Origin of the sequence: Hyphococcus flavus, from assembly GCF_028748065.1 — a bacterium.
GTDB classification, from domain to species: domain Bacteria; phylum Pseudomonadota; class Alphaproteobacteria; order Caulobacterales; family Parvularculaceae; genus Hyphococcus; species Hyphococcus flavus.
Genome location: NZ_CP118166.1, coordinates 2,127,965 through 2,147,895, shown reverse-complemented (window position 1 = coordinate 2,147,895; position 19,931 = coordinate 2,127,965). Strand labels below are relative to the sequence as shown.

The following is a 19,931-nucleotide window of genomic DNA, read 5'->3' as shown; positions in this document are numbered from 1 at the left end:
ACCGCCATAAAAGCGCAACTATGCCTGACGCACCATCGCCATCGCTCGCGACCAATGTCGCCATCGCGCTGAACGCTGTGATTGCCGTGGTCGACGGCGACCAGCCAAAGGTGCTCACTGTGCGCGGGCCCGACCGCACGCTCGCATTGCCCTATGGTCCGTTTGATCCTGAACGCCATCGCACGTTTGAAATCGGCGTACGCGAATGGGTGGAACGGCAAACTCATGTCTCGCTGGGTTATATCGAACAGCTTTACACATTCGGCGATAAGGGACGCGAGGCGCCGGCGGCGGCGCTCGCCGAAAGCATTGGCGAGCGAATTGTATCCGTCGGCTATCTTGCGTTGGCGCCGGAAGCAGCGGACCTGATTGGCAGCGACGCCCTGTGGCATGACTGGTATGCGCTGTTTCCTTGGGAGGATTGGCGCGACGGCGAACCAAAAGTCCTACGTGAACGGATTATTCCTGCCCTCAACGCGTGGACTGCACGCGGACGCAACGCGGACATGAAACGCGATCGCATGGCGCGATTAAATCTCGCCTTTGGTCTTGGCGGTTTTAACTGGGAAGAAGAACGCACGCTCGACAGGTACGAATTGATGTACGAGGCCGGCATCGTCATTGAATCATGGCGCGACCGGGAAGCGGCCAATCTCGCCCTTCCTAGTGGCGACAGATCAGAAGCCAAAGCCATCGGCCACGCCATGATCTCCGATCATCGCCGCATCCTTGCGACCGCTATTGGCCGATTACGCGGCAAGCTGAAATACCGCCCGATCATTTTTGAAATGGTCGGCTCTACATTCACGCTTTTACAATTGCAGCAGACTGTCGAAGCGATTGTCGGTTTCAAGTTCCACAAACAGAACTTCCGCCGCAGCGTTGAAAAATCCGGGTTCGTCGAAAATACCGGCGAAACGACAAGCGATCAGGTCGGCCGCCCGGCCGCGCTTTTCCGCGTGAACCGCGAAGGGCTGAAAGACCGCGCCGCATCCGGTCTTGCTATACCCCGTTTGCGGCGGGCAAATGATTAAGTATGCTTTTAGGCATTGGGAGGTTTTGATGAGAAATTTTATTGCGATGGCGGCTTTACTGGCGCCGTTTTCATTAGCACAGGCACATGACCCGGCGGCGCAGGCGACCTATCTCGGCAACGAAGGCGTGATGGTCGCGCGCGGCGAAACGAAAATTCTGTTCGATGCGTTTTACGCCAACAGCTATGGGCAATATGCGCTGGTGCCGGATGAAATTTCAAAAGCCATGCTGAACGGCGACGCGCCCTATGACGGGATCGACGCTATATTCGTCAGCCATGTGCATGGCGATCACTTCACCGCCGAACCGGCCATAGAATATATGCGCACGCAACAGGACGTTTCGCTTTATGCCTCCGTACAAATCAAGGATGCATTTCTAGAAGCCGGTGTGAACGAAGATGATCCGGTGATGAAGCGCATTCATGTCTATGACCTTTCGCCTGAAAGCGATCCCGTTTCAATTAAACTTGACGATATATCAGTTGATGTCGTCTCGATTCCCCACGCCGGAAACCGTCCCGAGATTCAGAACTTCGCATGGCGCGTGACGCTGGACGATGAAACGACCGTCATCCACCTCGGGGACGCCGGGACAGTGACCGCAGACTTTGAGCGGCACGGCGATCATTTTGCCTCACGCGATCATGACGCCGCGTTTCCACCTTACTGGTTCTATTTGAATGACGAGGGCCGCAGCATTTTGGAAACTTATATCGGCGCGACGCAGACCATCGGCGTCCACGTGCCTGAACGCGCCGCCGGCAATGGCGACCATTGGCGGGCCGAGGCAGGCGGCGATCTGTTCACCGATCCTGGAGAAACCCGCGATCTGACTGAGAAGCCCGCCAAAACCGACTAGAAACAACGCCTCTTGGCCTTCATTTGCTCAAAAACCCCAGTTTTTCTGCGGTTTAGATCAAATTATTTGGAATTGACGCCCGGAATTTATCCGCTAATTTGCCGCCCTCGCCCCTTGCGGGCGTATATTTTGACCCTATATATGCTCTAGTTGAGCATAATTGGTTTTCCGATCCCGCGCGTATTCCGGGCGAAAACCCAAAGGAGGCTAAGGATGCCTGCATTTGGCGATGAGTCCCTGAAGACCGCGCTCCCCTTCAATGATGAAGTGCGCGCAAAAACCGATCACCTTTATGAAAAGGTGAAGGACCGGATTCCGGAGATCGAATGGCGTCTGCACGCGCCCTATATCGCAGCGATCAACGATCTTAAAAAACAGAAAAACGCCGTCATCCTCGCGCATAATTACATGACGCCGGAGATCTTTCACTGTGTTGGCGACTTTGCTGGGGACAGTTTGCAGCTCGCCAAGGAAGCAGCGAAATCCGACGCGGATATAATCGTTCAGGCGGGCGTCCACTTCATGGCGGAAACGTCAAAAATTCTCGCGCCCGAAAAAACCGTGCTGATCCCTGACAGACAAGCGGGTTGCTCGCTCGCCGCTTCCTTGACGGGCGCGGACGTACGCCTCCTCAAACAGAAATATCCGGGCGTGCCAGTGGTGACTTATGTAAACACCACCGCTGACGTCAAAGCCGAAACCGATATCTGCTGCACGTCGTCCAATGCCGTTGAAGTCGTCGAACAGGCGGCGCAAGAATTCGGCACCGATACGGTCATCCTGATCCCCGACCAGTATCTCGCGAAGAACGTCGCCGCCATGACCGACATCAAGATCGTTACCTGGGCCGGCGCCTGCGAAGTGCATGAGCGTTTCACGGCGGACGATATTCGCGAAATCCGCGAGGGCACGCCGGGCGTTATCGTCCTCGCCCACCCGGAATGCCCGCCGGACGTGCTGGCCGAGGCCGATTTCGCCGGATCGACCAGCGGCATGTCGAATTACGTTAAGGACAAACAGCCCGAAAACGTCGTGCTGATCACAGAATGTTCGATGTCGGACAATGTGGCGCTAGAAAATCCGAACGTGAATTTCGTGCGGCCGTGTAACCTCTGCCCGCATATGAAGCGCATTTCCCTGCCGAAAATTTTGCGCGCACTGCAAACCATGGAACATGAAGTGCTGATCGATCCCGAAATCATCGAAAAAGCGCGAAAGCCCATCGAGCGGATGATCGCCCTGCCCTTAAAGCGCCAGTCCATGTATAACCACCAGCGCAAGCCGGAAGTGGCGGCGATTGAGGCGCGGGTTTAATCTGCCTGAAAATAAAGGAATCCCTATGGCGGGACTGCAACGCGAAATAGTGGCCCCTACTGCTGTGATATTCGCACTGACCTTCACCCCTAATGTCGTCAGTGCGCTACAAGTTACACCCGAAGTAATGGAAGCAGCTTGCCGTTCTCAGAATTACTTACAAATGAACGGCTATTTAAATCCAATCAATTCTTATGATAAGAGTACGCTTCATATTGATATTTGGGAGCGAATGAATATCGATGGCTCTAAAGATTCAATTCAGCAACTTTTAGAGGAGCGCCAAGGTTTATATTCAAATAAATTATATGGCGTGAATATCGGCGATAAATATAACGCTGCCGCATACAAATTTTCATTGGAGTCCGAAATTGATGAAGCACACTATTTCAATTGTGTAGTCATGGAAAAGAATGGCGATTGGATATCGTTGGTACATCAGAACTGTGAGATTAAAGACATAACGCGAATACCAGAATCTGAGCTGGATTGCTGATAAGGCGCGTTAGAAATGAACTCCGAAATCCTCATCATCGGCGCGGGCGTCGCCGGGCTTTATACAGCGCTGAAGCTCAGCCCCCGGCCGGTCACCGTCATTACCGCGCGCCCGTTGGGCAAGGGCGGCGCCAGCATCTGGGCGCAGGGCGGGCTCGCCGCCGCTGTCGGTGAAAACGACACGCCCAATCTTCATTTCGCAGACACCATGCAGGCGGGCGTAGGCCTCGTCGATCCGGAAGCGGCAAGCATTCTCGTCGATGGCGGCAAGCGTGTCGTCGAAGACCTCATAAACTACGGCGTTCAGTTCGACCGCGATGAAGACGGCAATCTTGTTCTCGGCCGCGAGGCCGCCCATTGCCGCGACCGCATCGTCCACGCCACGGGCGATCAGGCGGGCGCCGCCATTATGGAAGCTTTGATTAGGGCGGCGCGTGCAGCCAACCATATCACCATCCTTGAACGGATCGTCGTTGAGGATTTGCTCACCGACGACAACGGCGTCGTCGGCGGCGCGCTGATCTATGACGTTGAGGCTGGCGAACGCGCCGCGTTCGATGCTGGCGAAACCGTACTCGCCACCGGCGGGCTTGGCGGGCTTTACGCCGTCACCACGAACCCGACGCCAGCGCAGGGGCACGGCCTCGCCTTCGCCGCGCGCGCGGGCGCTGTCATTCGCGATCCGGAATTCGTGCAGTTTCATCCCACCGCCCTCAATGTCGGTGTCGATCCCGCTCCGCTCGCCACTGAAGCGTTGCGCGGTGCAGGCGCCACACTCGTCAACAAGGACGGCCGCGCCTTCATGAGCGATTATGACAAAAACGGCGACCTCGCCCCGCGCGATGTGGTTGCGCGCGCTGTGGAAGCTGAAATCAAGGAAAAACGCGGGGCGTTTCTGGATGCGCGGGAAGCGGTCGGCGCGAAGTTCCCTGAAAGCTTCCCGACCGTTTTCGCCGCCTGCCAATCCGCCGGGATTGATCCGCGAACGGCGTTAATGCCGGTCGCTCCGGCTGCGCATTATCACATGGGCGGCGTCATGACAGGTCTCGACGGCAAGTCGAGCGTTGAAGGCTTATGGGCGGTCGGCGAAGTCGCCTCCTCCGGCGTGCACGGCGCCAACAGACTTGCCTCCAACTCACTGCTTGAAGCCATCGTCTTTGGCGGGCGCATTGCCGACCAGTTGCGGGAAAAAGAAATCACCGCGCCGGACGAACCGGGCGCCCCGGCGGACCGCATGGATCTGCCGTCGAAACCCGCCGACGCTGAAGCGATCAAAACATTGCGCGAGGCCATGAGCGCGGGCTGCGCCCTGATCCGCTCGCAGGATGCGCTTCTCGATGTCATCGACGTCATTCATGAGCTGAACGAGCATCCGTCCATGACCAGCGGTCTCAAAAGCGCGCTCGTCACGGCTGAGTTGATTGCACAAGGCGCGCTCATGCGCGAAGAATCCCGCGGCGGGCATTACCGAAGCGATTTTCCGGAAACGGAAGAAGACGCTTTCCACACCGAAATCTGCGCAACGGACGCCTATGACGAAGAGGATGGGGACGAATGAACATATCGCCGCTCTCGCCTCTCATTATTGAGGACGCCGTCGCCCGCGCGCTGAAAGAAGATTTCGGCGATGCTGGCGACATCACCACGAACGCAACCATACCGGCCGCAGCGAAAGCAACGGCCGTTATCGCCGCGCGAAAATCGGGGGTTATCGCTGGCATTGATGCTGCCGTTACAGCTTTCCGTATGGTTGACCCGTCCATCAATGTTCACGTTACAAATGGCGACAGCACGCGTGTTGAAAGAGGCGATGCAATTTTAAATCTTGAAGGGTCGGCGTGCGGCGTTCTTTCGGCTGAACGGGTCGCATTAAACTTTCTTGGCCATCTGTCAGGCATCGCCACAGCCACCGCCGCCCTCGTTGACGCCGTCAAAGGAACCAACGCCAAAATCGTCTGCACGCGGAAAACAACGCCGGGCCTGCGCGCGTTCGAAAAATACGCCGTGCGTTGCGGCGGCGGTTGCAATCACCGCTTCGGCCTATATGACGCCGTGATGATCAAGGACAATCACATTGCTGCAGCCGGCAGTATAAAGGACGCGCTTGCCGCTGCCCGCTCTGCGGTCGGCCATACTGTCAAAATCGAAGTCGAGATTGATCATCTCAACCAGTTGGATGATGCACTTTCCAGCGGCGCCGATATTGTCCTTCTCGACAACATGACCGCCGGGCAATTGCGTGAAGCCGTCAATCAAACCCAAGGCCGCGCAATACTCGAAGCCTCGGGTAATATCACTGTAGAGACTGTCCGCGCCATTGCTGAAACAGGTGTTGATGTGATCTCTTCCGGGTGGATTACCCATTCGGCGCCGAGTTTGGATTTAGGGCTCGACTTCGAGTAAGAGTTCTCCGTCACCCCTGCCAAGAAGGAATGCACGGTGAAGGAGAAGCCCAACATGAAAGCAACAAACTTTCTAACTGGAACCGCTGCTTTCATTCTGAGCGCATGTGCGCCTGAAATAGATAAACCTGCACAAACACAGCAATGCGACGTTTCATTACTCATCCTTGGCGTGGCCCAGGATGCAGGCAAACCGCAAATCGGGAATTCGGAAGACCCAGCCTGGGCTGATCCCTCATTACGGCGGCTTGCCACATCTATCGCGTTAATTGACCGGCGCGGCGAAACACCAAAACGCTGGCTGTTTGAAGCAACGCCCGACATCAAGGAACAACTTCACCGCTTAAATGAGGCGGCGCCGGCGGCGAATGCGCTTGATCTTGGCGGGGTATTCCTGACCCACGCGCATATCGGACACTACGCAGGGTTGATGATGTTCGGCCATGAAGCGGCGGGGGCGCAGTATGTTCAGGTTTTCGCCATGCCGCGCATGGCAGATTACCTCGCGCAGAACGGGCCATGGGGTCAACTGCTATCGAAGCACAATATCTTCATCGCCATCATGAGCGAGAATGAACCGGAACAACTCGCAGAAGATATTTCCGTGACGCCGTTTCTCGTGCCGCACCGGCAGGAATATTCAGAAGTGGCGGGCTTTAACATTCAGGGTCCAAACAAATCTGCGATCTTCATTCCTGACATCGACAGTTGGGAAGACTGGGATGCGCAAGAAACCCGCATCGAAAACAAAATCGCCGAAGTCGATTATGCTTTCCTGGACGCGACTTTTTTCGCCAATGGCGAAATTCCCGGGCGCGATATGTCCGGCTTTCCGCATCCCTTTGTTTCTCACTCAATGGAGCGATTTGCACCGCTGCCAGACGCGGAAAAATCAAAAGTCTGGTTCATTCACATGAACCACACCAATCCGCTTTTAAACCCGCGGGCGCCTGAACGCGCCGCCGTTAACAGGGCGGGCTTTAATATTGCTGATGAAGGCCAGGAAATCTGTCTGTAACTTCACGGAAACAAATCATGGCTGAAATTTCATCGTGACGCCTACGATATGGGACATTTTATCTTCTGCAGAGTCGACGACTTTCAATCTGTTGAGATAGCCTATCTCAGCAACCACCCCGTCTCGCAGCGTAAACCCTACGCCACTGCCAAGGCGCAATTGCTCGAACCCTGATTGCGCGCCCCACCGCGTGTTATTGAGTTGAAAATACCCTTCCCCCGATCCGTAGATATAGATATTTTCATCAAGCGCCCGGGTCAGAAAAAGTCTCTGACGCGCGCGCCATCCCAAATCGCCAATAATGAATTTTTGCTCTAACTGCGTTCTTAAGACCAGAGAATGGTTATCTGATTTATCAATATTCCAATTCAACGACTGCCACAGCCTGTCTTCGTTTCTGTTCGGCATGTCCGGGTTTCGCGTAATGATATGCCCATACCCAGCAGTGATAACCAATCCGTTGCCAACATCGCGTGACAAGTTCGCCATTATTCGTGTCTGTCCAAGCCTGTCAGCAAAGTTTGAAAATCGCCCGTTCACCTGCGCCTTTAAGGTCCATTTTTCGTCGAGCGGAAACTTTGCCTCTGACGTCAACCATAATTCGGAATCGTGATCGGCAGCGTTTACGCCGGCGCAGACGACATCAGCCAAGGCCAAAGCCGCAACACAAAACTTAAACGCCTTGCAAAGAATGAAAGACACTTAATTGCCCTCAGATTCTACGGGGCACGCACCCTGTGCGCCTTAGAGCATGTTTATTTGTAGAAGTCGAACCAGAAATAAAGACAAACAAACTGGCTGTTGCGTTACATCGCCGCCGGAGCAGCCGTTTTCGCCGTTCGGCTCGGGAAACGGTAAAATTTGTGCGTGCCAATGGTTGCAGTCGGCGTCAGTTTCGCTGACCAGTAAGGCGTTACATAATTGGCGTGATAATGGGTGGCGTTGCGGCTGATCGGCGCGCGTAATCCAGCCAGAATGGCGCCAGCAAGCTCTTCGGATGCTGTCCATTTACGTTTGTTCAAACGCGCCTGCATGGAACCGTCGCACGTAAAAGAGAACTGGCATCCCGTACGACGTTCCGAACCCTGAAAAACAACCGTGCAAATCGTATTCGGGTAAAGCGAACTTGCGACACGGTTTAGCACGACATCTGCAACAGCAAGTTGACCGATCCGTGGTTCAGAACGCGCTTCATAATAGATGGCCTGCGCTAGACAGCGGCGCTCATCCGCATCAGCTTTCGCAACAGTCAGTTCAGCAAAATCAAACGACGCCAGCGCGCGGATCGGATCATCCTCGCTGATGATATCGCCCGTGGCTTTTGCCGGCTTCAGGCGCGGCCCGTCCAGTGCTTGTCTCGTGGCGGCTGTTTCGGCCGCAAGAAAATTGGCAAGATCCGTGACGAGTTCCGCTTCGCGTTCAAGAGCGAGCCGTTCCTGACGGTCAGCTTCGGCGCGGCTTGCGTTGATGGTCGCGCTCATGGCGCTTGCAACGGCGCACAGGGAAAGCACGCCAGCAGCAAACAGGCTGCGCAGGGTCCAGTTAACGTCGTGGCTATTGTGAGTATGATTGCTCACCTGTCGTCTCGTCTTGTTGATGCGTTTTCTCTTTGTCATCGTCGCGTTTTTGTTTCCCGTTTAGGGTTCGGATGAGGCGAACCTCACGCATGCGCCCCCTTTGGGAACGCAAAATCTCAGCATCTTAGTTATTACGAATTCTTAAGACGCAAAAACGCGCCTACGTTGCGCGTCTTTCGGACGGAATATGGTCTCTCGACCGTGCAGGTGCAAATAAAATCGGCGCGCGTTAACCCTTTGTTAACCTTACCTTCGCTTCAGTAAAATGCTGTTTTCACGAAACTTTTTTGGTACCTGACCGAAGATTAATCTTTTATCCCGCTGTGAAGCGTCACGATTGCTGAAGTTTTGATTGCGCTGCAGCAAGACGGGCGATGGGCGTTCGGTATGGAGAGCAGGAGACGTAATCGAGTCCTGCATCCTCGACAAACCGGATCGAATCGGGGTCGCCGCCATGTTCACCGCAGATGCCGAGCTTGATGTCGGGCCTTGTCTTACGGCCCTTTTCAACGGCGATTTTGACCAGCGCCCCAACGCCCTCGCGATCGAGCGTGACAAACGGGTCGCGCTCGAAAACGCCCTGACGCATATAGTCCGGCAGGAATGATGCGGAATCATCCCGCGATAAGCCAAAGGTTGTCTGCGTCAGATCATTAGTGCCGAAAGAAAAGAATTCCGCTTCCTCTGCAATAAAGTCAGCCGTCAACGCCGCGCGCGGCAGCTCGATCATCGTACCGATGAGATAATCGAGTTTGAGGTTGTTTTCTTTCAAAACAGAGAGCGCGATTTCGTCAATGCGCACCTTCAAAAGCGCCAGCTCCTCGCGCTTGGCGACCAGCGGCACCATGATTTCAGGCGTTACATCCTCGCCGGTTTCTTTTTTGATAGCGCAGGCGGCTTCCATGATTGCGCGCACCTGCATCTCATAGATTTCCGGATAAGAAACGCCAAGGCGGCATCCGCGATGCCCGAGCATCGGGTTGAACTCTTTCAATTTATGGGCGCGATCTTTTAAAAGCTGCGCATCCATGCTGGAGGATTTCGCCACTTCTTCTATTTCTTCATCTGAATGCGGAAGAAATTCATGCAAAGGCGGATCCAGCAACCGGATTGTTACCGGCAACCCCGTCATCACACGGAACAACTTTTCAAAGTCAGAACGCTGCATAGGCAGAATTTTTGCAAGCGCTTCCTCGCGGCCTTTCTTGCTTTCCGCCAGGATCATTTCACGAACAGCGATGATGCGATCCGCCTCGAAAAACATATGTTCCGTCCGGCAAAGTCCAATGCCCTCGGCGCCGAAATCGCGTGCAACCTGAGCGTCATGGGGCGTTTCTGCGTTGGCCCGCACCCTCATGCGGCGCGCCTTGTCAGCCCATGTCATCAACTCGGCAAAATCACCAGACAGTTCCGGCTGTACGGTCGGCACCGCGCCGGCGTAAACCCTGCCCTCGGCGCCATCGATGGTGACCGTGTCCCCTTTCTGAACCTTGCGGCCGGCGACGGTGAAAAACGTCTCGCTCTTGTCGATCTTCAAATCACCGGCGCCGCAGACGCAAGGTCGTCCCATGCCGCGCGCGACCACTGCGGCGTGGGAAGTCATCCCGCCGCGCGCCGTGACAATACCTTTGGCCGCATGCATGCCGTGAATGTCTTCAGGGCTTGTTTCGACGCGAACGAGAATGACGGCTTTACCTTCCTGCGCCAGGCGTTCGGCTTCGTCTGAGTTGAAGACGACCTCGCCTGACGCCGCCCCCGGCGACGCCGGCAGTCCGGTCAGCACCTGATCGCGCGGCGCGTCAGGGTCAAGCGACGGATGCAGGAGCTGATCAAGCGAGTGCGGATCAACGCGGCAAACCGCTTCGTTTTCCTTGATCAAACCTTCCTTACACATATCAACGGCGATTTTAAGCGCCGCCTTCGCCGTGCGCTTGCCGTTACGTGTCTGCAGCATCCACAGTTTTTTGTCCTGGATGGTGAACTCGATGTCCTGCATGTCGCGATAGTGGTTTTCGAGTTTCTCGAATACCTTCACGAGTTCGCCATAAGCATCCGGCATCGCCTCTTCCATGGAGGGCTCATCCTCACCCTGCGCCTCACGCGCGCGTTTCGTCAGGGTTTGCGGGGTGCGGATACCGGCGACCACATCCTCGCCCTGAGCGTTGATGAGAAATTCACCGTAATAGTGATTGTCCCCCGTCGACGGATCGCGCGTAAACGCAACGCCCGTCGCGGAAGTTTCGCCCATATTGCCGAAGACCATCGCCTGTACGTTGACGGCCGTCCCCCAGCTTTCGGGAATATGGTGCAGGCGCCGATAGGTATTGGCGCGGTCATTCCGCCATGAACCAAAGACAGCGTCGATGGCGCCCCAAAGCTGTTCTTCCGGGTCTTGCGGGAATGGCCGCCCGAGCTGTTCCTCGACAATCTTTTTGTAACCGGCGATGACCTTGACCCAGTCATCGGCGGTCATTTCCGTATCGAGAAAATAGTCGCGCCCTTCCTTGTAAGTCTCAAGCAGTTCTTCAAACGCATGATGATCAAGTTCGAGCACCACATCGGAATACATCTGAATAAAGCGGCGATAGCTGTCATAGGCGAAGCGCGCATCGCCCGAGAGTTTTGCAAGCCCATCGACCGTTTCGTCGGTGAGGCCCAAATTCAGCACCGTATCCATCATGCCAGGCATGGACGCGCGTGCGCCCGAACGGACAGAGACGAGCAGCGGTTTTGACTTATCGCCAAAATCCATGCCGACAGTCTTGCCCACTTTGCTGAGCGCCTCGCTGACTTGCGCTTTCAGCCCCTCGGGATACTTCCGGTCGTTTGCGTAAAATTCCGAACAGACGTCAGTGGTGATCGTAAACCCCGGCGGCACCGGCAGACCGAGGCTCGCCATTTCGGCCAGATTGGCGCCCTTGCCGCCGAGCAGGTTCTTCATCGACGCGTCGCCTTCCGCGCTGCCGCCGCCGAACCCGTAAACCCACTTCGTGTTCTCGCTCATGGCCACCCCATGCTTGCCGGAGATTTCCGTTTGCCGGCTCATAGCCCGGCGTATTCGCGCCCTCATTAAGGCGCCGCAACGCAACAACCAAGCCTGAATTTGACGCATATTGTGCGCCAGAGCGGATCACTCTGTAAAATTATTCCCGCAACTATCCATACGCTTTTTTTCCATGTTAGGGTCCTGATGAGGCGCAATTGTTCGCTTTACTTGGGGAAGACTTGAAAGTGCGGGGGCTGGAAAAATTCCAGCGATCAGAGCGAGGGGCCTGATGGGGCGGAAAATCCGTCAAAATCGCTGGCGTGGGTATTTTTACAAAATCTCATTTGCCGCCCTTTTGGGCATTGGCTTTGTGGCGCCAGCCATGGCTCAGGGATCAGTGGCGGGCTTCGCCGGGATTTCCACACCGGCCATTATCGGCGCCACCGCCGTGGTCGCGCTTATCTCGTTTATTCTCTGGTCGGTCCTCACCTCGCGGCGCCTTCATGGGTCCTCACTCTTCAACCGGCTGTTTATCGTGGTGGCGATTACCGCCGGGTTTTTCAGCGCTGTCAGCTCGGCCATTGGGTTCTCCCTGATCACGTCGCAGGAATCGGCGGACTTTTTCCGCAATTCCGTGCTGCCGCCCGCATTTGGCGTTTTCGTTTTTTGCCTGGCCGTCGCCATCTGGGTCGGAGGGGCGGAGTTCGTGCGTCACCGCGACTGGTTTCGCGGTCTCGGCAATGGCTTCATCGCCGACATCATGTTTTTCATTGAGCGCGCGATCAAACTTTTCATTGTCGTTCCCGTCCTCGCGCTGATTTTGTTTTTCGTTTCGACATGGACAACCGTCGTCGGCATTGGCGGTGTTGACGCCGTTCGTCACACATACTCAGCAGAAATCGACAGGCTTGGAGCGGAATGCGCCGGCATAACTGCGTACCGGCAAAAAGACTTTCTGTTTCTTGAGGATTTGCGTCTCGCCGCGCAGGACGTGTCACGCGTCGCGGCGTCTGAACGGCAAGGCGGATCACAATCGGGCGCAGCGGGTGACGGCGCCGTTACCGCCTATTTCAATGGCATCGCCACGTGGTTTTCAGCGTTGGAAGAAAGCGTCGAGGCGATCATCACCGGTCCGCCGCCGTCAGGCGTTGATCCCTACAATCCCGAAATCTGTGCGAACACCACCGACGCGCTGAAGCGTATGCTTTCGCGCAACGCATTCGACAATATCGATCGCTGGAACCGCGAATTTGAAACCGCATATGACGACTTCGCCAGCGTTCTTAACCGCTGGCGCCACGACAAACGCATTGAACGATTGCTGGACGCGCAGCTCGATAACTTTTCGAGGGCAAACCCTAAGCCTGTCGGTGCGCGTATTAGCCAGCGCCAGCGTTCCGCCATGGATGACTACGCTGAAGAAGTCGAAAGCGCGCTGCAGTCGCTGATCCGCTCGCAGAAACTGCAAAAACCGCCAGTGCCGTTGAAATCCGCTGCTGAGCTGTCGCCGGCGCGCGGCCTCGACATATTCCGCGAGATGTTGAACCCGCCGCCGCCGCCGGAAGAACCCGAAACGGTTTCGCGCAGGCAATCAGTCGTCGATGCGGAGTTCGTACCGGGGCTGTCCACCATGACGCCGCGCGACGCCGTATTGAAACACGCCAACATCTTTTCTGACGTGTGGGCGCTGGCGCTGTCTTGGGATTATGCACCCTATATTTTGATGCTGGCGTTTTTGTTCTTCCCAAGCGCCGAGCGGGCCCAAGGGTTTAAGGATTAGACAGGCTCAACCAGCATCATAGCCGAATTTTTGCACCCATGGTTCCAGCACCGAAAGCGCCGGCGCCATGTGACGCTCATAGTGACGCCATTTGCCGATTGAGGATTGATAAAGCGGTTTGACCACCTGCTCCGCACTGGGCGTTGAAATAAATCGCTCGCGAGCCCGGTCGCGATAATTCAAAATCTCGTCTTCCCATTCGAGACCAAGAAACGCCAACACGTCTGTAATGGTATTTTGCATGTCCGTGATTACGTCTTCATACCGAATGACATGAACATCAAGCGGCAGGCGCGTGCGGCATGTTTTCACCAATTGACATCACCTGATCATAATACATTGCCGCCGTATCAAATTTTAAAAGCTGATACATGGCGGCGTTCATTCCGAAATGCTGCTGATAGCAGCTCAACACCACGTCTCGCGGATCGCGCTGTGCGAAGATAATTTTCGCCTCCGGGAATACCCGGTATATGACGCCCAACATCAACATGTTCAGAGGCATCTTGTCGATAATCAAGCCATTGTTGATGTCGCCGGCAAAGCTTTCGCGGACCCGCCCCCAGTATTTCTCGCGATACTGATTGATCGTCTTGTCATTCATGGCGCGCAGTTTTTTTAGACCTCCAACCGGTTTGACGATATCATTTCGAATATCGATGAGGTTTTCTTTTTCTTCGAGGGTTTTAATCGCGCTGTGAGTATTCAAAATCTGATCGAGCAGCGTCGTGCCAGATCGCGGGAACCCCAACAGGAATACCGGCGCCGGATGTTCCGCATCTTGAAGTTTCGTCCACCCGGAAACGTTTTCTTCAGTGAAGAACATGTTAAGGCGCTGCAGACTTTTCGGCGCAAGCGCGGAATCCATCGTCGAGATAGCCTCGCTGAAATGCGCGTGCATTTTATCGTTAGCAGCTTCAAACGCAGAGAACGCGGCGTCATACTCGCCGTCACGGTCTTTCGCCTGCCCGATCAAATTATATGCTGATGCGCTATCCTGGTCGTTCATGACCGTGGTTTTCATAAGCTTTTGCACAATGGCGACCGCTTCTACCGACTTGCCTTGACGCAGTTTCACCTGCGCGAGCGTGATCATGGCTGGCGCATGAGTCGGCGCTAGCGAAACAGCGCGTTCGGCAAGCGCCTGCGCCTCGTCAAATTTGTGTTCACGCTCGCAAAGAGAGGCAAGATTGACAATGGCGTTGACTTCGCCCGGGTTCAGCTTAATTGCTTTTTCAAAACACGCGCGCGCGGCACTCGCATTGCCCTGCGTCAGGCGAAAGTTACCGAGATCAACATAAGGTTCCGGCAAGTTTGGATTGAGCGCAATCACCTTTTCAACACACCGCGCCGCCTCAGGCAAGTTGGTCATCTTGCGGTAAACCCAGCCGAGCATGTACCAGATCTGGGCGTTATCCGGGCTGACCTCCAGGGCGCGTTTGAGGTATCGCTCGGCTTTTTCAACCTGACCAAGCTGCGCCAGCGTAGACCCCGCACGCTGCAATAATTCTGCGTCTTTCGGATGCTTCTTCAGCAGCTTGACGACAAGCGACGCTTCTTTTTTGAAATCACCGCGATTATAAGCGTCGTAAATTGCGCGCATGCGCGGGTCGTTGGGGTCTATGCTCATCCTTCAAGCTTTGAGAAGTCTGCGACTTTGGCGGTAGCGGCGGTAAGACGGGCTAGAAGTGACAGACGGTTTGCGCGAAGTTGCTCGTCGTCAGCGTTGACCGTGACTTTTTCGAAGAATGCATCAAGGGGCGCGCGCAATTTCGCCAGCGCCGCCATCGCCGCTTCGAAGTTTTCTTCCACGACGGCTTTTTCGGCTTTTGCTTCGGCGTCTTTCAGAGCCGTGTAGAGCGCTTTTTCTTCCGGCTCGGCGAGCGCGCCCTCCTCCACTACATTCGGGTCTGCGGGTTTTTTGTCTTTCTTCTCTTCGGCCTTGAGGATGTTCGCCGCGCGTTTGTAGGCCGCAGCGAGATTAGCGCCGTCATCGGTTTTGAGGAACGCGGCAAGCGCTTCGAGCTTTGAAACGATCAGAACGAGATCGTCCTGCAAATTGCCGTCCGCATCGGTCAGCACCGCATCGATATGGTCGTGCTTGTGGCCCCCTCTTTCATGAGAAGAGTCCCGGAGGTAGACCTTCAAGCGGTCGTGAAAAAATAATATCAGTTCTGGTCCGAATTCTTCAGGTCCAGGCCCTAACGCACCTTGTTCCATGGCTGTATACTGAAAATCTGCAGTGCTTATGAGTTTGCTAAGACGAAGTTTGCATTCTTTTAAAACAGATATCTGGGCAATTTGAATGAAGCCTAGCGAAGCGCGACGTAACGCAAACGGATCGCTTGAGCCAGTTGGCTTTTTACCAATCATCCAAAAACCAACTAAACTATCAATCTTGTCGGCGAGCGCCACGGCGACGGAGACCGGCGCGGTCGGCACATCGTCATCTTGTCCGGCTGGCTTGTAGTGATCGCGGATGGCGTCGGCGATTTCCGCCGGCTCGCCCTGCTCCAGCGCATAGTACCGTCCCATCACGCCCTGCAGTTCCGGAAACTCGTAGACCATACCAGTGACCAGATCGGCTTTGGAGAGCATCGCTGCGCGCTCAGCCGTTTCGGGATCGGCGCCAACGGCAGGCGCGATCTCCTTCGCCAGCGCTGCAACGCGCCGCGCCTTGTCGCCGACGGAACCGAGCCCTTCGAAGAACGTCACCTTGTCAAGATCGTCGATGCGTTCCGAGAGCGGACGTTTCAGATCCTGATTATAAAGATACCACGCGTCGGAAAGACGCGCGGTCAACACACGCTCGTAGCCGGTGCGCATGGCCTTGCCGCCATCAGGCGATTCAAGGTTCGCCACATAAATGAACTTGTTGGCGAGACGGTTCGTTTTTGGATCGCGTACGGAGAAATATTTCTGATGCCCGCGCATGGAGGCGATGAGCACCTCATCAGGAACCGTCAGAAATTTCTCATCGAATGAACCCATCATTACGACCGGCCATTCGGCAAGGCCAGCGACTTCCGCCAGCAAGCCTTTGTCCTCAACAAGCTCGAGCCCTTGCGCCTTGCACAGGGTTTCCGCATCGCGCGCGATCATTTCTTTGCGCTCTTCGGCGTCGATCAGGACTTTCGCTTCGCGCAACGCGCTTTCGTATTTCTCAAACGAGCGCGCCTGAATCTCGCCCGGCGCCATAAAGCGATGGCCCTCGGTCACGTCGCCGGATTTGACGCCACCAACCTCGAACGGAACCACCTCGTCATTGAACACACACATGATGCGATGGAGCGGCCGCACCCACCGCATCTCTCCATCAGACCAGCGCATGGATTTCGGCCAGGAAAACCCTTTGACGATCTCCGGCACGAACTCGGCGATCAGATCCGCCGTATCGCGCCCCTTTTGGTCGATCACCGCGACGTAATAAGCGCCTTTTTTGTCTTCACGCTGTTCGCATTGATCGAGCGACGAAAGCCCCGCCGATTTCAAAAACCCTTCGACGGCTTTTTCGGGCGCGCCGACGCGCGGGCCCTTTTTCTCCTCCCGCCGGTCAGGCTGTTTCGCCGGCAGGCCCGCAGCGACCACCGTCAGCCGGCGCGGACCGGCAAACGCCTTGACGCCCTCGGGCATGAAACTGGCGTCAAGCAGCGCCTTGTTCACCGCTTTTTCAAGATCGGCGGCGGCGCGCCCCTGCATCCGGGCAGGGATTTCCTCGGAAAACAATTCTAACAACAGCTCTGACATGAGGCCGGTTTCTAGGGGGGCTCACCGCTGCACGCAAGCCGCACTTTAGAGGCGCGCAGGTTTTCGAAAAACCGTTCAGCGCTTTTCGCGCTTCACTCCACTTTTTCGCCTGCGCGCTAGCCCGTCATCCGACGCACCTGAACGGCGTTGATCCGGACCGCCAGCTTTTCATCGCCATTGACGAAATCCGCCTCAACATGGATCAGCGTTTTTGACGCGTTGGTCACCTTCGCTTCAATCATCGCCACCGGGGCGGTCAGCGGGCGAAAGTAATTGGTCTCAAGCCGCGATGTGCGAAACCGCTCCTTGCTGTCGGTCAGGACCGTCATGGCGACAAGCCCCGCTACGTGGTCGGCAACGGAAGCGATATGCCCGCCGAACATCACCCCGTCGGGCATGATGAAACGGTCATCGATATCCCAGCGCATGGAAAGCGCGCCCCATCCCCATTTGAGCAAGGTGAAATCGCCAAGCATTTCGCGCGACCACTCGTTAAAGCGAGAGCCGCCCGACTTGTAGCCATTCAAAATGTCCGTATGCCGTTCGGAGGTGATGCGAGTCATGGTTTATCGTTCGCCGCCCATGAAGTCTTCGCGCGCGCCGATCCAGTCATCGATGTCGAAGATTGCTTCCATCTCTGTCAACATCGCTTCGAACCGTTCGCGTCCGTTGAAATTCATACAACCCTGATACCATTGAACCTGATGATTGAAGCTTTTGGTTTCAGCTTCGACAATAACGCTTGGCATGTCGGTCGCCACCGGTCCGCAATTATCGCCCGCCTCATTCGGATAGCGTGTGTCGAGTTCAGAAAAGCCGTAGGTCCTGGTAACTTTTAAAAGGTCCTTGAACGAACCGTCAGGCAGGCGCTTGCTGATAGCGCCGCCTGTTTCAGCAACAAACCGCTCGCCCCTGAAACTCAGGACATCATCTTCGTTCACCACCACTTTATAAATGGGGCAAAAACCAAAACACGCCGTGCGCTCCAGCGATATCTGGTCATAGTTTCTTTCCGGTTTTGGCGCGGCTGGGTTCGCGTAATAAGGCGTATAACCTTTCGGCGCGCAGGCGGAGACAACAACCAGAGCCAGACTAATCAACAAAGAACGCATTATCGCTTCCATTTCTCATCGCCACACAGAGCTTACGATTTAAGGTCGACCGGTGCAAAAGGCGAAAACATCTGTTTTGATTCTTCAACATCGCTGATCGTCACGTAATCGCAAACGGCGCCGAACCGCTCCCACATAGCGATGACATTCTTGTTTTCGTGGGCGGCGTCGATGGCGGCCTGAGATTTCCACTTGAAAACTTCGACGATGGTTCCGTCTTTCGCCTTGCCGCAAAGGCTTGGCCCCACCTCGACCAGCCCCTCACCGCGCAAGGTAGGAAGGTGGGTTTTCATCAACTCACGAAGCTCATCGTCCTTGCCCGGCTTTGGCCGGTAGCATGCAATGACCATAACGCTCATTGTATCCTCCTAATGTTTTGTAACGCACGCGTCCAAACCATCGCGGCGCACCACATTCATACGGGCGCGCACCGTACCTGAACGTTTACGGACGTAAGGTCCGGGCGGGTCGACCCGCCATTTATCAGGGCTCGGCAAGACGCTGGCGAGGAGCGCCGCCTCATATGCATTCAGATCCTTGGCGCTCTTGCCGAACCGGCTTTGCGCCGCGGCCTCGGCGCCGAAAATACCGTCGCCCCACTCAGCCACGTTCAAATAGACTTCCATAATGCGCCGCTTGGGCCAGAGCGTTTCGATCAATACGGTCATCCACGCCTCGCCGCCCTTCCTCACCCAGCCGCCGCCATTCCAGAAAAAAGCGTTCTTCGCCGTCTGTTGCGAGATGGTCGACGCGCCGCGCAGGCGTCCTCCGTTTTTTGACTCCGCCAGCGCCTTGTCAATCGCTTCGAAGTCGATGCCGTTATGCAAACAAAACCGCGTATCCTCCGCGGCGATGACTGCCGTGACAAGATGGGGTGAAATATCCTCGAGCCGCACCCATTGTTTGTTGACCTTGTCACCGCCAAGGCCACGCGCCGCCATGACGAGCGTTCCCGGCGGCGGCGCCACGCGGTAAACGCCGGCCCACAGAACCGAGAACGCAAAAAGCGCAACCACTGCCAACCCGGCGGCGATTGCATAACGCTTCAACCGGGATTGCAGCTTTTTCTTTTTGCTTCGCCGTTTCCGTTTTCTCTTGGGCGCGGTCAACGCCATGCTTTTCCCCTGACAATAAAAAGGGACGGCGTGAACGCCGCCCCTCTTCGCCAACATTAATACGCGAGCCTATTTTATCAAGGCGAGGACGACCGCCGATACGACCCACCCCACGAGCAGATGACCGGCGTCGATCATCAACATCGTTGCATTATGTTCGGGCGTGTAAATATAGGCGTAGTGGGCGAACGGCAGAGCGAAAACCAGCCAGAGGACCAGTGCTGTTTTTACAGCCGCCGTCATGTCGGCCACATTGCGCCATCGCATCACAAGGCCGATGCCGATGACTTGCGCGATTGTGATAATTAATCCGCCGAGCAACCACACTGGCTCGGGCGCCCCCATCTCCGTCATGCCTTCCGCCGCCATCCATGCTTCGCCAAACAGCGGCCCATACCATATCCAACCCACCATGAAGAAAACTACGGACGCAACAAGAACGCCCACCAGGTTAAGACCAAAGATTTTGGGCATATCACCCTCCGTTAT

General features: G+C 55.7%; 19 protein-coding genes and 1 pseudogene. 8 read left to right on the top strand and 12 right to left on the bottom strand.

Going from position 1 to position 19,931, the window contains the following annotated elements; all coding sequences use genetic code 11:
- The first annotated feature begins 20 nt into the window (after positions 1-20).
- The 7 genes from PUV54_RS10285 to PUV54_RS10255 all read left to right on the top strand — a co-directional run bounded on the left by PUV54_RS10285 (position 21) and on the right by PUV54_RS10255 (position 7,125).
- The gene (locus PUV54_RS10285) at positions 21-1,034 is read left to right on the top strand and encodes an NUDIX hydrolase (RefSeq protein ID WP_274492146.1); all 1,014 of its coding nucleotides are present in this window, start codon (positions 21-23) and stop codon (positions 1,032-1,034) included.
- Positions 1,035-1,062: 28 nt separating this feature from the next.
- Positions 1,063-1,896, top strand: a complete 834-nt coding sequence (locus PUV54_RS10280) for an MBL fold metallo-hydrolase (RefSeq protein WP_274492145.1) — start codon at positions 1,063-1,065, stop codon at positions 1,894-1,896.
- A gap of 213 nt (positions 1,897-2,109) precedes the next feature.
- Positions 2,110-3,210 (top strand): quinolinate synthase NadA, encoded by a 1,101-nt coding sequence (nadA, locus tag PUV54_RS10275; protein WP_274492144.1) that lies wholly within the window; start codon positions 2,110-2,112, stop codon positions 3,208-3,210.
- A gap of 25 nt (positions 3,211-3,235) precedes the next feature.
- Complete coding sequence (locus PUV54_RS10270; protein ID WP_274492143.1) at positions 3,236-3,706, top strand: hypothetical protein; 471 nt, start codon at positions 3,236-3,238, stop codon at positions 3,704-3,706.
- A 15-nt stretch (positions 3,707-3,721) separates the two neighbouring features.
- Positions 3,722-5,263, top strand: a complete 1,542-nt coding sequence (locus tag PUV54_RS10265; RefSeq protein WP_274492142.1) for an L-aspartate oxidase — start codon at positions 3,722-3,724, stop codon at positions 5,261-5,263.
- Complete coding sequence (gene nadC / locus PUV54_RS10260) at positions 5,260-6,108, top strand: carboxylating nicotinate-nucleotide diphosphorylase (protein WP_274492141.1); 849 nt, start codon at positions 5,260-5,262, stop codon at positions 6,106-6,108. Before PUV54_RS10265 ends, nadC begins: the two co-directional genes overlap by 4 nt.
- A gap of 54 nt (positions 6,109-6,162) precedes the next feature.
- Positions 6,163-7,125 (top strand): MBL fold metallo-hydrolase, encoded by a 963-nt coding sequence (locus PUV54_RS10255; protein WP_274492140.1) that lies wholly within the window; start codon positions 6,163-6,165, stop codon positions 7,123-7,125.
- 15 nt (positions 7,126-7,140) lie between these two features.
- Here PUV54_RS10255 and PUV54_RS10250 read toward each other — a convergent pair whose 3' ends face one another.
- The 3 genes from PUV54_RS10250 to ppdK all read right to left on the bottom strand — a co-directional run bounded on the left by PUV54_RS10250 (position 7,141) and on the right by ppdK (position 11,706).
- Complete coding sequence (locus PUV54_RS10250) at positions 7,141-7,827, bottom strand: DUF2490 domain-containing protein (RefSeq protein ID WP_274492139.1); 687 nt, start codon at positions 7,825-7,827, stop codon at positions 7,141-7,143.
- A 104-nt stretch (positions 7,828-7,931) separates the two neighbouring features.
- Entirely contained in the window at positions 7,932-8,741 is an 810-nt protein-coding gene (locus PUV54_RS10245; protein ID WP_274492138.1) for a cell wall hydrolase, read from the bottom strand.
- Between the two features lie 292 nt (positions 8,742-9,033).
- Entirely contained in the window at positions 9,034-11,706 is a 2,673-nt protein-coding gene (gene ppdK / locus PUV54_RS10240; RefSeq protein ID WP_274492137.1) for a pyruvate, phosphate dikinase, read from the bottom strand.
- A gap of 271 nt (positions 11,707-11,977) precedes the next feature.
- Between ppdK and PUV54_RS10235 the strand changes: the two genes are divergently transcribed.
- Positions 11,978-13,468, top strand: coding sequence for a hypothetical protein (locus PUV54_RS10235; RefSeq protein ID WP_274492136.1), 1,491 nt, complete (start codon positions 11,978-11,980; stop codon positions 13,466-13,468).
- Between the two features lie 6 nt (positions 13,469-13,474).
- Here the strand turns inward: PUV54_RS10235 and PUV54_RS10230 are convergent, their stop codons facing one another.
- The 9 genes and pseudogenes from PUV54_RS10230 to PUV54_RS10195 all read right to left on the bottom strand — a co-directional run bounded on the left by PUV54_RS10230 (position 13,475) and on the right by PUV54_RS10195 (position 19,916).
- On the bottom strand, positions 13,475-13,711 hold the full coding sequence (locus PUV54_RS10230; protein WP_274492135.1) for a hypothetical protein: 237 nt from the start codon (positions 13,709-13,711) through the stop codon (positions 13,475-13,477).
- A pseudogene (locus PUV54_RS16685) lies at positions 13,712-13,780 on the bottom strand (hypothetical protein); the annotation flags it as partial.
- Positions 13,749-15,098, bottom strand: a complete 1,350-nt coding sequence (locus PUV54_RS10225) for a tetratricopeptide repeat-containing sulfotransferase family protein (RefSeq protein WP_274492134.1) — start codon at positions 15,096-15,098, stop codon at positions 13,749-13,751. The pseudogene PUV54_RS16685 and the gene PUV54_RS10225, both read right to left, overlap by 32 nt.
- A complete protein-coding gene (gene glyS / locus PUV54_RS10220) occupies positions 15,095-17,215 on the bottom strand; it encodes a glycine--tRNA ligase subunit beta (RefSeq protein ID WP_274492133.1) in 2,121 nt (706 codons plus the stop codon). The genes PUV54_RS10225 and glyS overlap by 4 nt, the downstream gene beginning before the upstream one ends.
- A gap of 116 nt (positions 17,216-17,331) precedes the next feature.
- Positions 17,332-17,778 (bottom strand): PaaI family thioesterase, encoded by a 447-nt coding sequence (locus tag PUV54_RS10215; RefSeq protein ID WP_274492132.1) that lies wholly within the window; start codon positions 17,776-17,778, stop codon positions 17,332-17,334.
- Positions 17,779-17,781: 3 nt separating this feature from the next.
- Positions 17,782-18,327, bottom strand: a complete 546-nt coding sequence (locus PUV54_RS10210; protein WP_274492131.1) for a DUF6438 domain-containing protein — start codon at positions 18,325-18,327, stop codon at positions 17,782-17,784.
- Positions 18,328-18,359: 32 nt separating this feature from the next.
- Positions 18,360-18,686 carry an antibiotic biosynthesis monooxygenase family protein gene (locus PUV54_RS10205; protein WP_274492129.1) on the bottom strand — a complete coding sequence of 109 codons (327 nt, stop codon included), beginning with the start codon at positions 18,684-18,686 and terminating at the stop codon, positions 18,360-18,362.
- A 9-nt stretch (positions 18,687-18,695) separates the two neighbouring features.
- Positions 18,696-19,442: a monofunctional biosynthetic peptidoglycan transglycosylase gene (gene mtgA / locus PUV54_RS10200; protein WP_274492128.1), complete on the bottom strand. Its 747-nt coding sequence runs from the start codon at positions 19,440-19,442 to the stop codon at positions 18,696-18,698.
- 69 nt (positions 19,443-19,511) lie between these two features.
- Positions 19,512-19,916: a DUF1761 domain-containing protein gene (locus PUV54_RS10195; RefSeq protein ID WP_274492126.1), complete on the bottom strand. Its 405-nt coding sequence runs from the start codon at positions 19,914-19,916 to the stop codon at positions 19,512-19,514.
- Positions 19,917-19,931: the final 15 nt, after the last annotated feature.

Bases quoted from the DNA above. Each gene is read 5' to 3' on its own strand.
- glyS (WP_274492133.1), bottom strand. From the start codon at position 17,215: ATGTCAGAGCTGTTGTTAGAATTGTTTTCCGAGGAAATCCCTGCCCGG.
- PUV54_RS10245 (WP_274492138.1), bottom strand. From the start codon at position 8,741: ATGACAAAGAGAAAACGCATCAACAAGACGAGACGACAGGTGAGCAAT.
- PUV54_RS10285 (WP_274492146.1), top strand. From the start codon at position 21: ATGCCTGACGCACCATCGCCATCGCTCGCGACCAATGTCGCCATCGCG.
- PUV54_RS10195 (WP_274492126.1), bottom strand. From the start codon at position 19,916: ATGCCCAAAATCTTTGGTCTTAACCTGGTGGGCGTTCTTGTTGCGTCC.
- PUV54_RS10255 (WP_274492140.1), top strand. From the start codon at position 6,163: ATGAAAGCAACAAACTTTCTAACTGGAACCGCTGCTTTCATTCTGAGC.
- PUV54_RS10235 (WP_274492136.1), top strand. From the start codon at position 11,978: ATGGGGCGGAAAATCCGTCAAAATCGCTGGCGTGGGTATTTTTACAAA.
- ppdK (WP_274492137.1), bottom strand. From the start codon at position 11,706: ATGAGCGAGAACACGAAGTGGGTTTACGGGTTCGGCGGCGGCAGCGCG.
- PUV54_RS10270 (WP_274492143.1), top strand. From the start codon at position 3,236: ATGGCGGGACTGCAACGCGAAATAGTGGCCCCTACTGCTGTGATATTC.
- nadA (WP_274492144.1), top strand. From the start codon at position 2,110: ATGCCTGCATTTGGCGATGAGTCCCTGAAGACCGCGCTCCCCTTCAAT.
- PUV54_RS10230 (WP_274492135.1), bottom strand. From the start codon at position 13,711: ATGCAAAATACCATTACAGACGTGTTGGCGTTTCTTGGTCTCGAATGG.
- nadC (WP_274492141.1), top strand. From the start codon at position 5,260: ATGAACATATCGCCGCTCTCGCCTCTCATTATTGAGGACGCCGTCGCC.
- PUV54_RS10280 (WP_274492145.1), top strand. From the start codon at position 1,063: ATGAGAAATTTTATTGCGATGGCGGCTTTACTGGCGCCGTTTTCATTA.
- PUV54_RS10265 (WP_274492142.1), top strand. From the start codon at position 3,722: ATGAACTCCGAAATCCTCATCATCGGCGCGGGCGTCGCCGGGCTTTAT.
- PUV54_RS10215 (WP_274492132.1), bottom strand. From the start codon at position 17,778: ATGACTCGCATCACCTCCGAACGGCATACGGACATTTTGAATGGCTAC.
- mtgA (WP_274492128.1), bottom strand. From the start codon at position 19,442: ATGGCGTTGACCGCGCCCAAGAGAAAACGGAAACGGCGAAGCAAAAAG.
- PUV54_RS10225 (WP_274492134.1), bottom strand. From the start codon at position 15,098: ATGAGCATAGACCCCAACGACCCGCGCATGCGCGCAATTTACGACGCT.
- PUV54_RS10205 (WP_274492129.1), bottom strand. From the start codon at position 18,686: ATGAGCGTTATGGTCATTGCATGCTACCGGCCAAAGCCGGGCAAGGAC.
- PUV54_RS10210 (WP_274492131.1), bottom strand. From the start codon at position 18,327: ATGCGTTCTTTGTTGATTAGTCTGGCTCTGGTTGTTGTCTCCGCCTGC.